The organism is Hymenobacter sp. R533113 (genome assembly GCF_056835965.1).
In genome coordinates this window covers 1955007-1968369 of sequence record NZ_JAKWBD010000013.1, presented here as the reverse complement: position 1 = coordinate 1968369, position 13363 = coordinate 1955007, and the positions used below count along the sequence as shown (strand labels likewise).

Annotated in this window: 15 protein-coding genes; 11 read left to right on the top strand and 4 right to left on the bottom strand. The window is 55.7% G+C overall.

The window, feature by feature from the left end; translation table 11 throughout:
• Nucleotides 1-67 precede the first annotated feature (67 nt).
• Nucleotides 68-466, top strand: coding sequence for an ACT domain-containing protein (locus MKZ35_RS18030; RefSeq protein ID WP_482514571.1), 399 nt, complete (start codon nucleotides 68-70; stop codon nucleotides 464-466).
• 74 nt (nucleotides 467-540) lie between these two features.
• Here the strand turns inward: MKZ35_RS18030 and MKZ35_RS18025 are convergent, their stop codons facing one another.
• A complete protein-coding gene (locus MKZ35_RS18025; RefSeq protein WP_482514570.1) occupies nucleotides 541-1467 on the bottom strand; it encodes an SDR family NAD(P)-dependent oxidoreductase in 927 nt (308 codons plus the stop codon).
• Nucleotides 1468-1634: 167 nt separating this feature from the next.
• Here MKZ35_RS18025 and MKZ35_RS18020 point away from each other — a divergent pair, with 167 nt between their 5' ends.
• The 3 genes from MKZ35_RS18020 to MKZ35_RS18010 all read left to right on the top strand — a co-directional run bounded on the left by MKZ35_RS18020 (nucleotide 1635) and on the right by MKZ35_RS18010 (nucleotide 4119).
• On the top strand, nucleotides 1635-2045 hold the full coding sequence (locus MKZ35_RS18020; protein WP_482514569.1) for a winged helix-turn-helix transcriptional regulator: 411 nt from the start codon (nucleotides 1635-1637) through the stop codon (nucleotides 2043-2045).
• A 177-nt stretch (nucleotides 2046-2222) separates the two neighbouring features.
• On the top strand, nucleotides 2223-2951 hold the full coding sequence (locus tag MKZ35_RS18015) for a head GIN domain-containing protein (RefSeq protein ID WP_482514568.1): 729 nt from the start codon (nucleotides 2223-2225) through the stop codon (nucleotides 2949-2951).
• Between the two features lie 190 nt (nucleotides 2952-3141).
• Entirely contained in the window at nucleotides 3142-4119 is a 978-nt protein-coding gene (locus MKZ35_RS18010; protein ID WP_482514567.1) for a DUF3667 domain-containing protein, read from the top strand.
• Nucleotides 4120-4137: 18 nt separating this feature from the next.
• Here the strand turns inward: MKZ35_RS18010 and MKZ35_RS18005 are convergent, their stop codons facing one another.
• Nucleotides 4138-4722, bottom strand: coding sequence for a hypothetical protein (locus MKZ35_RS18005; protein ID WP_482514566.1), 585 nt, complete (start codon nucleotides 4720-4722; stop codon nucleotides 4138-4140).
• 159 nt (nucleotides 4723-4881) lie between these two features.
• On the opposite strand from MKZ35_RS18005, the gene MKZ35_RS18000 reads away from it, so the two are divergent.
• On the top strand, nucleotides 4882-5829 hold the full coding sequence (locus MKZ35_RS18000; RefSeq protein WP_482514565.1) for a 3-oxoacyl-ACP synthase III family protein: 948 nt from the start codon (nucleotides 4882-4884) through the stop codon (nucleotides 5827-5829).
• A 151-nt stretch (nucleotides 5830-5980) separates the two neighbouring features.
• Here MKZ35_RS18000 and MKZ35_RS17995 read toward each other — a convergent pair whose 3' ends face one another.
• Nucleotides 5981-8053, bottom strand: coding sequence for a matrixin family metalloprotease (locus tag MKZ35_RS17995; RefSeq protein WP_482514564.1), 2073 nt, complete (start codon nucleotides 8051-8053; stop codon nucleotides 5981-5983).
• A 326-nt stretch (nucleotides 8054-8379) separates the two neighbouring features.
• Between MKZ35_RS17995 and MKZ35_RS17990 the strand changes: the two genes are divergently transcribed.
• Genes MKZ35_RS17990 through MKZ35_RS17975 form a run of 4 tightly spaced genes read left to right on the top strand, consistent with a single transcriptional unit; the run spans nucleotide 8380 to nucleotide 11129 of the window.
• The gene (locus MKZ35_RS17990; protein ID WP_482514563.1) at nucleotides 8380-9234 is read left to right on the top strand and encodes an ABC transporter ATP-binding protein; all 855 of its coding nucleotides are present in this window, start codon (nucleotides 8380-8382) and stop codon (nucleotides 9232-9234) included.
• Nucleotides 9218-9994 carry a hypothetical protein gene (locus MKZ35_RS17985; RefSeq protein WP_482514562.1) on the top strand — a complete coding sequence of 259 codons (777 nt, stop codon included), beginning with the start codon at nucleotides 9218-9220 and terminating at the stop codon, nucleotides 9992-9994. Before MKZ35_RS17990 ends, MKZ35_RS17985 begins: the two co-directional genes overlap by 17 nt.
• A 16-nt stretch (nucleotides 9995-10010) precedes the next feature.
• Complete coding sequence (locus MKZ35_RS17980; RefSeq protein WP_482514561.1) at nucleotides 10011-10394, top strand: GntR family transcriptional regulator; 384 nt, start codon at nucleotides 10011-10013, stop codon at nucleotides 10392-10394.
• 3 nt (nucleotides 10395-10397) lie between these two features.
• Nucleotides 10398-11129, top strand: a complete 732-nt coding sequence (locus MKZ35_RS17975; protein WP_482514560.1) for a hypothetical protein — start codon at nucleotides 10398-10400, stop codon at nucleotides 11127-11129.
• Nucleotides 11130-11182: 53 nt separating this feature from the next.
• Here the strand turns inward: MKZ35_RS17975 and MKZ35_RS17970 are convergent, their stop codons facing one another.
• A complete protein-coding gene (locus MKZ35_RS17970; protein ID WP_482514559.1) occupies nucleotides 11183-12097 on the bottom strand; it encodes a DUF72 domain-containing protein in 915 nt (304 codons plus the stop codon).
• Between the two features lie 347 nt (nucleotides 12098-12444).
• Between MKZ35_RS17970 and MKZ35_RS17965 the strand changes: the two genes are divergently transcribed.
• A complete protein-coding gene (locus tag MKZ35_RS17965) occupies nucleotides 12445-12918 on the top strand; it encodes a septal ring lytic transglycosylase RlpA family protein (RefSeq protein WP_482514558.1) in 474 nt (157 codons plus the stop codon).
• 38 nt (nucleotides 12919-12956) lie between these two features.
• Entirely contained in the window at nucleotides 12957-13286 is a 330-nt protein-coding gene (locus MKZ35_RS17960) for an SPOR domain-containing protein (protein WP_482514557.1), read from the top strand.
• The last annotated feature ends 77 nt before the right edge of the window (nucleotides 13287-13363 follow it).

The window sequence follows — 13363 nt, the reverse complement described above, 5'->3', positions numbered from 1 at the left end:
TACTATTGCAACATCAGCACGCGAGATGCTTCGCTTTGCGCTGCATGACGTTCTACTTTCCCAAACAATGACTGGCGAAACAAACCTGGACCAGCTGCTGCGCTCCATGCAGCCGGCACTGCTGGCGGAGGAGTACGTATTCTGCACGCTACCCGCAGATCAGCCCGTATCGAAGCAGCTGACGCCGGTGGGCACTTTCCGTGAGGCAGAGGGCCTGACGCTCATTGTGACGAAAGCGCAAGCGGAGCAGGCAGCGCTACCTCACAGCTATCCATGCCGGATGATCACGCTAAATGTGCATTCCAGCCTGGAGGCAGTTGGGTTTCTGGCGCGCATCATGGTTAAGCTCGCGGCGCACGGTATCAGCGTGAATGCCGTGTCGGCCTTTTACCACGACCATCTCTTCGTGCCCACCGCCCGCGCCGACGAGGCCCTACAGCTGCTAAGTGAGTTATCGAATAACTAGAAAAAGCCCCCCAGACTATGCTGGGGGGCTTTTTCTTAGCTAAGACAATACTCTTGCTCACTAGAGATGGTGCCTTAGGCCACTGCTGGGGTGCCACTGCTCACGTGCTGGTAGATGGGCGCAAACACCTGTTGCGCAAAGGCCTCGATGGTAGTTGGCGTGGTGTTTTCGGGTGTGCGCTGCTCGTGCACCATTACTTTTTCCTCGTTCATGTTGCGCGTCATTTCATCGTACAAGCCAGCCATGCTTTCGGAAAGGCCACCCTGGAGCATGCCTTGCTTGGCGTCTTCGTAGGAGAAGGGCACGTAGGGTAGCTCGGGCTTACCAATAGCCTGGCCGATGGCCTGAGCAGCCTCGGCCATGGTGTAGTTGCGCGGGCCGAGCAGCAGATGCGCGGAGTGGTTGGGCAGGTCGGTGTCGAAAGCTTCGGCGGCGCGGGCGGCAATGTCCTGGGTGGCAATCATGGGGAATGCCAGATCGGGGCGCATGGCCGAGCCAGTGATATTCATGTGCTGAATCAGGGGCAGGTTGGCCAGCAGGTTCTCCATGAAGTAGGCCGGGCGCAGATGCACCACATGCAACCCATCGATGGCGTTGAGGCGAGCTTCTTGACGGTGCACGCCTACCACGGGGCCCGTACCGGCCGGCAAGTCGGCTCCGGTGCTGCTCAGGTTTACGGCCCGCTTCAGGCCCGCCGCGCGCACGGCCTGGGCAATGCTTTCTCCTACTTCGGCCTGATACGCCAGATTATCGGGAGCAGCCACATTAGGCGGAATCATGAGAAAAGCGGCATCGGCCGTGCCCAGCACCTGAGTCAGAAAAGCAGTATCGGCCAGGTCGCCTGCTTGCGTTTGGGCGCCGGCGGCTTGCAAGGGCTGGAGCTTTTCGGCCGAGCGGCCTACGGCCGTCACGCGGTGCCCGCGCTCCAGCAAGTGATGCACGAGGCGGGAGCCAATGTTGCCGGTAGCGCCGGTTACGACAATGTGTTTGGAGGTAGTCATAGAAAGTGCTGTTTCAATCTTAAGTACTGGTCTTGCGCTGATAATGCGCGACGATGTTCGTCTGACATGTCAAAAGAACTTCTTAACTTCGCTTTTAGCAAGTACCTACCAAAAAGTACGGTGCCTACTATTTAGTTAGAAATACTGATAATCAGCCTGAAACATTTATGCCTAAAGCAACAAAACAGCAGCAAGCCGAATTAGAGTGGCAAGGCTCCACCCCGCCTACTACCCTGAATATCTGCCCCGTGCGCACCACCATGAATGTGTTGGGGGGCAAATGGAAGCTCCTTATTCTGTCGTATTTGCTGCCCGGCCCCCAACGCTACGGGGAGCTGCGTCGCGCCATTCCGGAAATCACGGAGAAGATGCTGATTCAGGAGCTGCGCGAGCTGGAGCTCGACGGCATCGTGACCCGCACCGTTTACCAGCAAATACCGCCCAAAGTAGAATACCAGCTTACGCAGCAAGGGCAACGCATTGAGCCCCTGCTTGACTCTTTGGCATCGTGGGCCAAGGGTTATCTGCAACGAGACACCGCTGTTGAGCTGGAAGCATGCCAGCGGGCATTTGAGTAGGGCTTGCTCCTTAACTTTTACTCTAAAAAGCCCCCCAGATTATTCTGGGGGCTTTTCGTGTTCGGTGAAGCTCGCGGGCTCTAGAGGTGCCACCAATTAAATCCATGACATAGGCAACGGTAGGTATAGGTTCCTCATCTTATGGGTATCATTTCACCTTTAGCCGACTTGAGTGCTATGAAAAACCTACGCTTGTTCTGTTTTCCCCTGCTGGCCGTGCTGTTTGTGCTGTCGGCCTTTCGCCCCGATGTGGCTGCTACGCGTGAAGTGCGCGATGTGCCCGCTTTTACCCAGCTCAACCTAGCGGGCTCCTTTGCAGTTGTTGTGCGCCAGGGCAGCACGCAAAAGGTAGAAGTAGACGCCTCACCGGAGGACCTTGCCCACGTGGAAACGACCGTTACCAACGGCAAGCTGCGCGTAGGCACCAAACAGGAGAAAAGAGGCATGGGCTCCAACTGGTCGTCGTACAACTTCAAAAACCCAGTTACTGTGTACGTTACCATGCCGGCCATTGAGGCGTTGGGCGTAAGTGGCTCGGGCTCCATGTCGGCCGCCGAAGCCATCCGGGCCGACGACCTCAACCTATCGGTGAGCGGCTCGGGCCGCTTGAAGCTGGCGCGCGTACAGGCCGATAAGCTCAAATCGTCGGTTTCGGGCTCGGGCAACATCACCATGACGGGGGCCAGCGCCCACCACGAGGTACACATCAGCGGCTCGGGGCAGGTAGATGCACCTGGCTTTCGGAGCGAAACCTGCCGCGCAAGCATCAGCGGCTCGGGCAACTGCCGCGTGGAGGTAACCAAAACGCTGGATGCCAGCATTGCTGGCTCCGGCAACGTGTACGTGACCGGCAAGCCCCAAGTAAATGCCTCTACGGCTGGCAGCGGCCGGGTGCGCAGCAGCTAAGCTTATCAAATTATAGCTTTAAAAAAGCCCTACAGACGATTTCTGGGGGGCTTTTTCGTGGTATAAAAATCTAGTTAAGATATATAGTGAGTTAATTTAAAAGCTCGTACTTGTATCCGAATTTCGTGGGGCTTGTGGCTTAGTCATCCCCTTATCTGCTTATGGCTCATACTGCTACCAGACTCCCGGCTTGCGCCAACTGTCATTACACCTTCCCCCCGATCGCCCCAACGAGTTCTGCCCCCGCTGCGGCCAGCAGAATCATGCGCTCAGTCTTTCCGCCGGACATGTGCTGGAGGAAACGCTGGAAGGATTATTTCACTTCGACGGCAAGGTGTTTCGCACGGCTAAGCTGCTACTTTTCAAACCAGGCGAGCTTACGAAGCGGTTTTTGGAGGGCAAGCGCATGCCGTATGTGCCGCCCATCCGACTGTACGTTTTTCTAAGCTTTATCTTTTTCTTTCTGCTCTCGCTGAGCGTTGGGCCCATTTCCAAGGATCCAACCAAGAAGCTGCTGGAGCAAAAAGGAATACGGGAAGTGGCCGATTCTATCCGTGCGGCTAACGCTCGCTCGCCTCAATTTCAGGTGTACGTGGCCGATTCCGGCTCTAGTCCGCTTACCTCTTACTTCAACTTAAATTTCAGCCAAGCCGAACTGCTTTATCTCAGCCAAGACCCTACCCCAGCCCGGCTGGACTCGGCCATTCGCAGCCGGGGCGCGGAGCCCACCACGATGCGCCGCTTCGCGTTGCGCCAAACGGTGCGGTCGCTCAATGCCAGTCCCAATGAAATAGCCGGTAAGTGGTTCAAAACCTTGCCCATCGTCATGTTTGTGCTGATGCCGCTGTTTGCCTTGCTCTTAAAAGGCCTGTACAGGCGGCAGCGGCAGTACTATCTCTCCCACCTCATCTTCTCGATTCACTTCCACAGCTTCGTGTTCGTGCTCTTCATCGTGAACACCTTGCTTGGATATCTGAAGATTGCTGATTGGTTTGAGACAGTGCTCTTGTTCTTGCCCGCCGTGTATTTCTACTTGGCGCTACGCAACAACTTTAGGCAGTCTTGGCAGAAGACACTGGCCAAAGTGCTCCTGATGATGGTGGCCTACGGCTTGGTACTGGGAGTAGCGATGGTGGCGTCGGCGCTAATGAGCGTATTTATCCTGTAGCGGACCGCCTTGCGCTGATTAAAAATCGAATAAGCCTCGGCGCGGCGCGTCTTTCTTGTTGCGGTCGCGCTTTTTCTGCTCCCGCTCCCGCTGCCGGCGGCGGTCGTCGCGGTCGCCAAAGACACCATTCAGGAAGCCCTCTTTTTTGTCTTTAATCAGAATATAGCGCACCGACAATGCCGCCGGAAACCGAAACCAGTCGTCGCTGCTGATTTCCACGCTAGGCTTTATATCCAGGGAAAGCACCACGGGCACAAAGGCAATTTTGTATTCTACGCCCGCAATGGCATCGAAGCCACCGAAGCCACCATTGTCTTTTTGGGTGCCAATATGGGCACCGCCGCCGAGGTAATAATTCAAGCTTTTGCCCAGCAGGCCAAAGTGCTGCTCGGCCAGTAAGGTGGCGCTTACTTCGCGGGTGCCTATCAGGCCGATGCCTTCCAGGGTGGTTCTTTCAAGTACTTTTTGCTGCACGGTCACCCCAAAATTGTCTCGGCCAACGCGCAGGCCGGCGGCGGTACGGTACTTCTGGCCAGTGGCGGCCAGCGCCATTACTGTTAGCAACCCCGTGATAACCAGACGTGTATACAAGTAAAACATCATAATCTTATAACTATTGGGGCTGAACTCCGGCCCTTGAAGGCTGTTTGAACGTTAAATGGGGATGCAAAGTACGGGGCCTGGCCTCATTTGATGGCGCATTCTCTAGCAGCGCCGTACCTTGCACGCTCATTTTCTGCCCCATCCAGCCCCATTCCACCCGTGTACATTCATCAGGTAGCGGCGTATGTGCCCACCCAGGTTATTAACAACGAGCATTTTACCCGCCTAAACGGACTTTCCCACGACTGGATTATTGAGCGCACCGGCATCCGGGAGCGTCGCAAGGCTGCTCCTGGCGAAAACACCAATACCATGGCCACTGAGGTGACCCGCCGTGTGCTGGCCGCTGTGCCTGCCATCACGGCCGATAGCATCGACCTTATTGTCGGTGCCACCTACACGCCTCACGACACCATTTATACCTTGGCGCACGCCGTGCAGCGCGAACTGGGCGTGGCTGATATTCCGGTGGTGAGTATTTCTTCGGCTTGCTCGTCGTTGCTGAATGCTGTGGAAATTGTGGAAGGCTACTTCGCTATGAACAAGGCCACCAGAGCTTTAGTAATCGTATCGGAGCACAACACGGCTTATAACAACGAGGAAGATACCGTAGCCGGCCACCTCTGGGGCGATGGGGCGGCGGCGCTGCTCATCAGCAAAGAGCGCCTGGCTGACAATGACTTGCGCATAGTAGACCTGCGCACCGGGGGCGCTGCCCACGTAGGCAAAGCTGATACCGCCGTCACGCTCAAGCCCGTGGAGAAAGGCATCGTTATGCCGCACGGCCGCGACGTTTTCACGCACGCCTGTCAGTATATGGCCCGCGTTACGAGTGAGGTATTGGAGCGCAATAAGCTGGACGTCAGTGATGTGACTTACCTGATTCCGCACCAGGCCAACCTGCGCATCACCAAGAACGTGGTGCAGGCCCTGGGCTTAGCGCCGGAGCGCGCCATCTCCAACATTCAGGATCTGGGGAATACTGGCTGCGCGGGCGCCGCTATTGCTCTTGCCGATTATCACCCTCGCCTTCAGCCCGGCGAGCGAATTATCATCACCGTTTTTGGTGGTGGCTATTCGTACGGAGCTATGCTGCTGGAACGCTAAAAGGCACCTTCAGGAAGTTAGTCTGATGCCGCTGGGGGGCCTTTTATTGGCTTTTAGTCGTTCGTGGAGCGCACAAAATTGAGTGAGCCCGTCTTGCCCGTCTGGTCGCGCCAGCGTATGATGTACCACCCTGACCGCAGATCGGTGAGGTTCAGGAAAAAGGCCTGCCCGATTGATAGTTGACCTGCTCCGTGCGGCGGCGGCGGCCTATGGCATCATAAATATCTAGGGTAAGCTGGCCGGTGGCGGCTCCTATGTACAGTAAGCTGGCCGGTCCTTCGTCCAGCGGGTTGGGGAAAAGCTGTAGGCCCTCCCCCGCTGGACCACCCGCCAGCGCCGTAACTGCCCGTGGCTGCGTATTATCCAGGCTATTATCGGGGCGGCGTACGCGCAGGCGATAGAAGGAGCGCCCCGGCAGCGGCGTCGGGTCTATGTAGGTGTATTGGCCCCCAGCGCTACCGGGCTGCACGGTCGCCAGTGGCTGCCAGGCAGTAGTATCAGCGGCGCGCTCAATGACAAACTCCCGCAAAAAGCACTCATCCTGGGTAGTCCAGCTTACTTGGTTGCCAATACCGGCCAGGGCGTTGGCATCTACGCTGATAAGTGGTGCGGGCAGCATAGCCGATACGCTGCCGCAAGCGGGCGGCACAAAGCTGCGGGTACGCAACAATAAACGCCCCCCAGCTATATCACTCACCGGATTTATCTGCCGGCTTTGCTGGCCCCTGGCTACCGCGAAATGCATCACGGCGGCGGGCGCAATCACATGGGAAAGCTGCTGGGCATGCCCCAACTCGTGCACAATCACCGACTCAAAGTCAATCTGATTGCGTGAGGGCACCCCCGGTCCAAACTGCCAAGAGGTTCCAGAACTAAGTTCAGTATCCAACTGCATATCAATCTCCGAAACCCAGAAATAAACGGAGCCACTGCCTATGCGGCAGCCTTCGTAATAGCTGGTAGTACGCCCAAGTACATCTTTAGGTAGCTGGCTGTCGCCGGTACCAAAGTCGAAGCCAATTACGTTTTCACCGTCATCCTCGGCACCGCGTTTCGTGCTATTGGCCCCGATTTCCCAGTTCATACCCGTTTGGCAGCGCCAGGTGGCCAAAGCCCGTCTGAAAGCAGCCACCGCGGCGGCGTTGCCAGCAAAGCCCGACTCGAAGCGGAGCGTATAGCCGCCCTTTCGGTTCTGGTTGATGTGGCCCGGCCGCACAATTTCACCGGTTCCTTCCGTTTCCACATTACTCACTGCATATAACACCGTGAGCGGGATACCGCTGGTGCCTTCGAGTTGCTCCGCTGTTGTAACGCGCACAGGGCCTGTACCTGCCGGAGCACTACGCGCCGGAATAGTGCCATCGGGCAGGCCCGGCACGTTACCATTAGAAGGTACCCGCACCTGAATACGGGTATCAGTCCAGCTTATATAGTCAGCAGTCTGGGCGCGGGTCTGGGTTTCGCCCCCGTCGTCAGCGTTCAGAAAAGAGACAAAGCCAGTGCCGCGCGTAGCGCCAAACCCAGACCCTGTGATAGTTAGCACCGAGTTGATACCGGCTGCAATAGTAAGCGGCGACAAACCAGACACGACGGGCGCGGTGCCTTTGGCCGCCAACGCCGGGCGGGCACGCTGAGCCTGCGCGGCGGCCAGAACGGGATTGGCGGTTACTTCCAGGGTGGGCTGGCCCGTGGTCAGCTTCAGATCAGCATAAAAGCTCTGGCTTACCAACGGGTACTGCCGAAAGGGCTCCGAGGCCGAAGCCTTTGCTAGATCGTAGCGAATAAAGCCTTGCTCGCTGCCGTAAGCCGCCCAGGCCTGACCCGCCGCGTCAATACCAGCAAACGGAGCCGGATACAAGAACAACACGCCCTGCTCACCCGGAAACAGACGCAGCGTATTTGTCAGCTCCTGCCGGCTCAGGTCCACGGTTCCGCCCTCCGTAATAACGGTTAGCTCGGCGGCGGCAGCCCCTTTAAACACTTTGAAAACGCGTACCCGATGGGCGGTATAAATGCGGCGGCGACTGGCATCCCAGAAGCTGCGGGCGTCGAGCACCTCGCCTTCCACCACCAGTGCTGAGGCCTTCGCCCGGCTATCAGGATCAAGAGGCAGCATCAGGCAATGGCTTTCGGGCGCCACGCTCACGGTTTGCGCAAAAGCCGGGGTAATGACACCAGAAAATACCAGCCCCACGGCCAGCTGAAGAGAAGACAATAATTTCATACCGAAGCAACGAGAACGAAAAGCGCTGACAATAGTGAGTTCCAAGATACGGTTTTCGGGTCGCAACGGTCGTTGCTGCACCGTCCGCATCTAGTCTTTATTTCTGGGGAAGCCTCTACTCTACTGTCGAGTGCCCTTTCTGCTTTGTGCCGGGGCTGAAGGCAAGCTTGGATTCCAAGAATCTTCGGAACAATAACGGCGCGACAAGGCAAAGATTTGCCCCCCAGACCACTTAAAAAATAAAGTTTTAGAAGGTATTGGGAAAGGCAAATACTTGTATACATTTGTAGTGTACTAGTTAAGTAATACACTAAGATCATAACCTGATGGTGCACGTTCACAACATGAGTTTCGGGTATTCCAAAAAATATCTGCTCTTCGAAAATCTTAGCTTATCCTTGTCGCGTGGCCACATTTATGGTCTGCTGGGAAAGAACGGGGCCGGCAAATCGACGCTGCTCAAAAACATGATCGGACTGGCGTTTCCGCAGGCAGGCACTTGTCAGATCAACGGCCAGCCTGCGGCCGAGCGGCTGCCATCGGTGCTCGAAGACCTATATTTTCTGCCCGAAGAAATATATGTACCTGCCTTGACTACCGAACAGTTTGTGAAGCACACCGCCTGCTTTTATCCCCGGTTTCAGGAAGCAGAGCTGCAGCGGTATTTGCAGGAGTTTGAAGTGCCGCGGGGGGCAATTCTGGACCGGCTTTCCTTCGGGCAGCAAAAGAAGTTCATGATTGCCTTTGGCTTGGCCACCAACACGGGCCTGCTCGTGATGGACGAGCCCACCAACGGCCTCGATATTCCTTCCAAGGTGCAGTTTCGCAAGATCATGGCGTCGGCCCTCACGGAGGAGCGCTGCATGATTATTTCCACCCACCAAGTGCGCGACCTCGACAGCCTAATCGACACGGTGGTCGTGCTCCACGACCGCAAGATTCTGCTGAATCAGGTCATTGATGAGGTGGCCGAGCGGCTCACTTTCACTACCCATTCTACCACCGACGGGCTAGACGTGCTGTATGCGGAGAGCTCCGTGCGCGGCCAACAGGTTATCCTGCCCAACACCACCGGCGACTACAGCCGCGTAGACCTGGAACTGCTCTTCAATGCCCTTATCAGCGACAAACCAGCCATTCTTCACCAGTTAAATCAGCCGGTATATGAAAAATCGTTTTAATCTCAGCCGCTTTAGTCGGCTGTTCCGCAAGCACACCGTCGAATACCTGAAGCAATACGCCTTATCGGTTGGCGTGTTGATGGGAATTATGGCGCTGATCATGGGCTTTGTGGCGTACGTTCAAAGCTCGCCCTACAGCGCGGATCAGCAAGGCGTATTTTTTGTGCTGTTCCTGTTGGGCGCAGGCTTTATTTTTACCAGCGGAATATTTTCCCAACTCGGTAATAAAAGCCAGACCATTGCCGCGCTGAGTCTGCCAGCTTCACACCTCGAAAAATATTTGGTGGGGTGGCTGTATTCCTTTCTATCATTCTGCGTGGTATATACCGCCAGCTTTTATCTGGTAGTCGGCATAATTGTAAGCCTCGACGACTGGCAGGGAAATGAAAAGGAGCTACTAAACGTATTTGCAGCCGATCGGGAGCTGTATATGGGCTACGTCTTTTATGCCTTTATCCACGCGGTAGCTATCTGGGGGGCAATTTTCTTCACCAAAACGCATTTTATTAAAACGGCCTTCACCTTTTTCGTGGTAGCCGGAATAATAATAGCGCTCAGCTTTCCAGTCCTGGAAACGCTGCTGCAGCAGGACATAAAGGCGCTGATGCCCTTTGGCGACGTCTCATTCCAGATCAACAAAGAGTATTACACCCTGGAACTGCCGGAGCAGCAGCAAGGACTAGTGGCTCTGGTACCCATTGTGCTGGCTTGCTTATTCTGGGCTACGGCCTACGTGCGAATCAAGGAAAAGCAAATTTAAGCGGGGAGGATAGACTATGGAATTTAGAGAAAATGAAGCCATCTACCTGCAAATTGCCAGCTACGTGAGCGAACATATCATGCTCGGCAAGTGGCCTACCGATTATAAAATACCGTCGGTGCGCGACTTGGCCGGCGAACTACAAGTAAACCCCAACACGGTCATGCGGACGTACGAATTATTGCAAAAACAGGAGGTGGTGTACAATAAGCGCGGCATCGGTTTTTTTGTGGCCGCCGACGCCACTAAAAAAGTAAAGCAGCATCGCAAAGAGCGTTTTTTGCAACAGGATTTACCCGATTTTTTCCGCAACGTTTTTCTGCTGGATATAAGTCTCGATGAATTACAGCGCCGCTACGAGCAGTTCAAGAGCGAGCATTACGCACCCACTCAAAACTAACCCATGAAAACCAGCAATAAATTACTCCTGACGGCTTTGCTATTTCTGCTTGCCTCGTTGGCAGCCTATAATATGGCGCTAAAAACGGAGTACCGCAAAGGCACTTATAAAGATCCTTACAAGGACTTTACGGCCTTAAATCTGCGGGATTTCAATGAACTGGAAATAAATCCGGCTAGCATTCTGAACGTGAAAGTGACGGCCGGCCCGTACGGCGTGTGGGTGCGCAAGGGCACCGACGAATACATAAAAGTAAAGCAGACCGGGCCGCGCCTGCGCCTCAACGCTGCTTTCGCCGAGGAAAAGGAGTACTCCGGCCGTAGTTACGCCGTCATGATCAGCTGCCCGCAGCTTACTTCTCTGGCTACCAACGCGGTATACTCAGTGAAGGGCAAGCCAACGACCGATAAGACTATCAATCCTTCCCAGTCTTTTGCCGTCACGGTATCGGGTTTTGCCCAGGACAGCCTGCTAGTGCGCCAAGACAACGCCAGCACCGTGAAGCTCACGGATAACAGGCTAGGCTTGCTACGGGCCATAACCGGTCTGAGTCCGGGCAGTGGCTCTTCCCTTCAGGTGCTGCCCAGCAACCGCATTATCGCGGCCAACCTGGATATTCGCAATAAAAGCCAGCTGATCCTGGAGGGCGCTACTATTCCCCAGCTCTACTACCAGTTTGCTGACAGCGCCACCGCTACTATCTCGGGCGCCGCCTTGAGCACGCTGAGGCGGTAGTGTTGTTTTATCCTCGTAGCTCGTTCAATGGTTGGCCTCACCCCCCGGCTCCCTCAAAACAAACTTCCCTGCACCGGCTGCACTATAATCTTCGGGGGAGCAATTTCGAGTCCCGTAAGCGTGCGCAGCTTTTCCAGAAAGTACTGCGTCCAGATAGGCGAGTGCATGATATCCTTCTGGTGAATGAAGATGTAAGCGGTGTGCAGGCCGGCGCTTAGCCAGCCAGCGAGGCGCTCGGCCCAGGCGTCGGCGCGGCGGTAGTCGCTGTTGCCGAGGCCATGGCCGTTGAAGCGAATAAAGGCAATCGGAGTAGTCAGGCGCTGATGGAGTACGTCGCGGCGGCCAGCCACGTCGGTTATTACCAGCGTCTTATTCAGCGCTTCCAACAAGGCAAATACGGTGTCCCGCAGGCCTGCATCAGCAAACCAGCGCGGGTGGCGTAGCTCCACGGCCAAGGGCACGTAGGCCGGAAAGTCGAGTAGGTAGCGCTCCAGGCGGCGCAGATGCTCGGGGCCAAACGTGGGGGGCAATTGTAGGAAAGCCAGCCCCAAATGTTCTTCGAGCCCACTGATGGCCCGGCAAAACGAGGTTGTTAGCTCGTCGGCGTTATACAGTTCCCGCTCGTGGGTGATGCTTTGGGGCATCTTGGGGCAAAACTTAAAGCCTGCTGGCACAGCATCATGCCACTTGCGCACGGTGGGCGCATCGGGAATGCGGTAGTGCGTGGTATTCAGCTCAATGCTGTTGAACTGCCGGGCGTAGTGGTGCAGGTAGTCGGCGTCCTTGATACCCGCCGGGAAATAAGAGCCCAGCCAAGCCTTATTAGTCCAGATAGGACAGCCTACATAAATGGCGGGCTGAGGCGGTGCCATAGCTTGGGCGCGAGCCAGCAGATTGGCCGTTTCGGGGTGGTCGGGAGGAAGCGTGAAATCCACGCCGCGCAGGTCGGAAAGACGGCCAAAATCCATGAGGCAAAGTACGGCAAAACTGCCCGCGTGAAAAGGGTTATTCCAGTAACAAATTCCAGCGACTTTTGCAACCCCCTTGGCAAGTCGTTCTGCGCCGAATGACAAAATTTTGTACTCGGCGGATAATCTCATTCTTTCCAGCCTCCAGAGGCCTTCTTTTAATAATACAAAGGCTGTCTTAACGAAACACAAATGGCAGTTTTGCCCGACTAAGTACAATTATTTTTGTACAAGTTTTATTCAAAAAATATAATTTATTATACTTGATAATAGCTTCCGCTCGTGGGTATCCTCTACCCCTAAAAAGTGACGCTCTAGTTTTGGCTGTTTACCAATTGTCTAAAAGTGTGATTCGATTCCTCCGCTTACCTCTTGCCGGTTGGCTGTTTGCTCTGCTCCTGACCTTGCCTCTAGCCTTCCCTCAAACTGCCCAAGCCACCCGGCTCCGCGACGACGATAAGGCTACCACAGCAACCACCCGCAACAAAGCTGTCGTGTTGCGCGGCCGGGCCTCGTGGTACGGCATTCAGCACCAAGGCCTTCGTACCAGCAGCGGCGAACGGTTTGACCGCAACAAGTATACCGCCGCCCACAAGACGCTTCCCTTCAATACCCGCCTGCGCGTAACCAACCCCCAAAACGGCAAATCGGTAGTCGTACGCGTCACTGACCGCGGCCCCTTCCGCCACCAGCGTATTCTCGACTTAGCCGAAATAGCCGCCCGCCCCCTGGGCATTGTACAGCAAGGTGCCATATCAGTTGTGGCCGAAATAGTGCCCGAGACGACGCCCCTGGGTCCCACGGACTCCCCGAAGACTTAGCCGAGATTCTCAACGACACCATCGACCCGGAAATACCCGTGGTGGCTACCACCGAAACTTCCGTGCCCGCTACGCTTCCCGCTTCCACGCCGGCATTTGTAGTACAAACCGGCACCTTTGGCAGCGCCCTGAACGCTCAGAATCAGCTTACTAAGATTCAGGCTATCAACAGCAAGCTTGCCGTAACAATTACGCCCGAAACGGTGAATGGCAAGGCTCTCAACCGCGTGGTAGTCGGGCAGTTTGAGAACTGGAAAGCGGCCGAGGCCGTGCGCCGACAGTTGCAGCAGCGCGGCATTACGGGCCTGGTTCGCCAGATTCAGGTGCCGATAGAGCCCACCGCGCATGCCGTAGCCGCCGGCCGGTAAGGTAGGAGCGTCATGTTGCGCTCTGCATGACGGCCTAATAGCTCAACGATAATTTTGAAGAAGCCCGAACTGTCTGC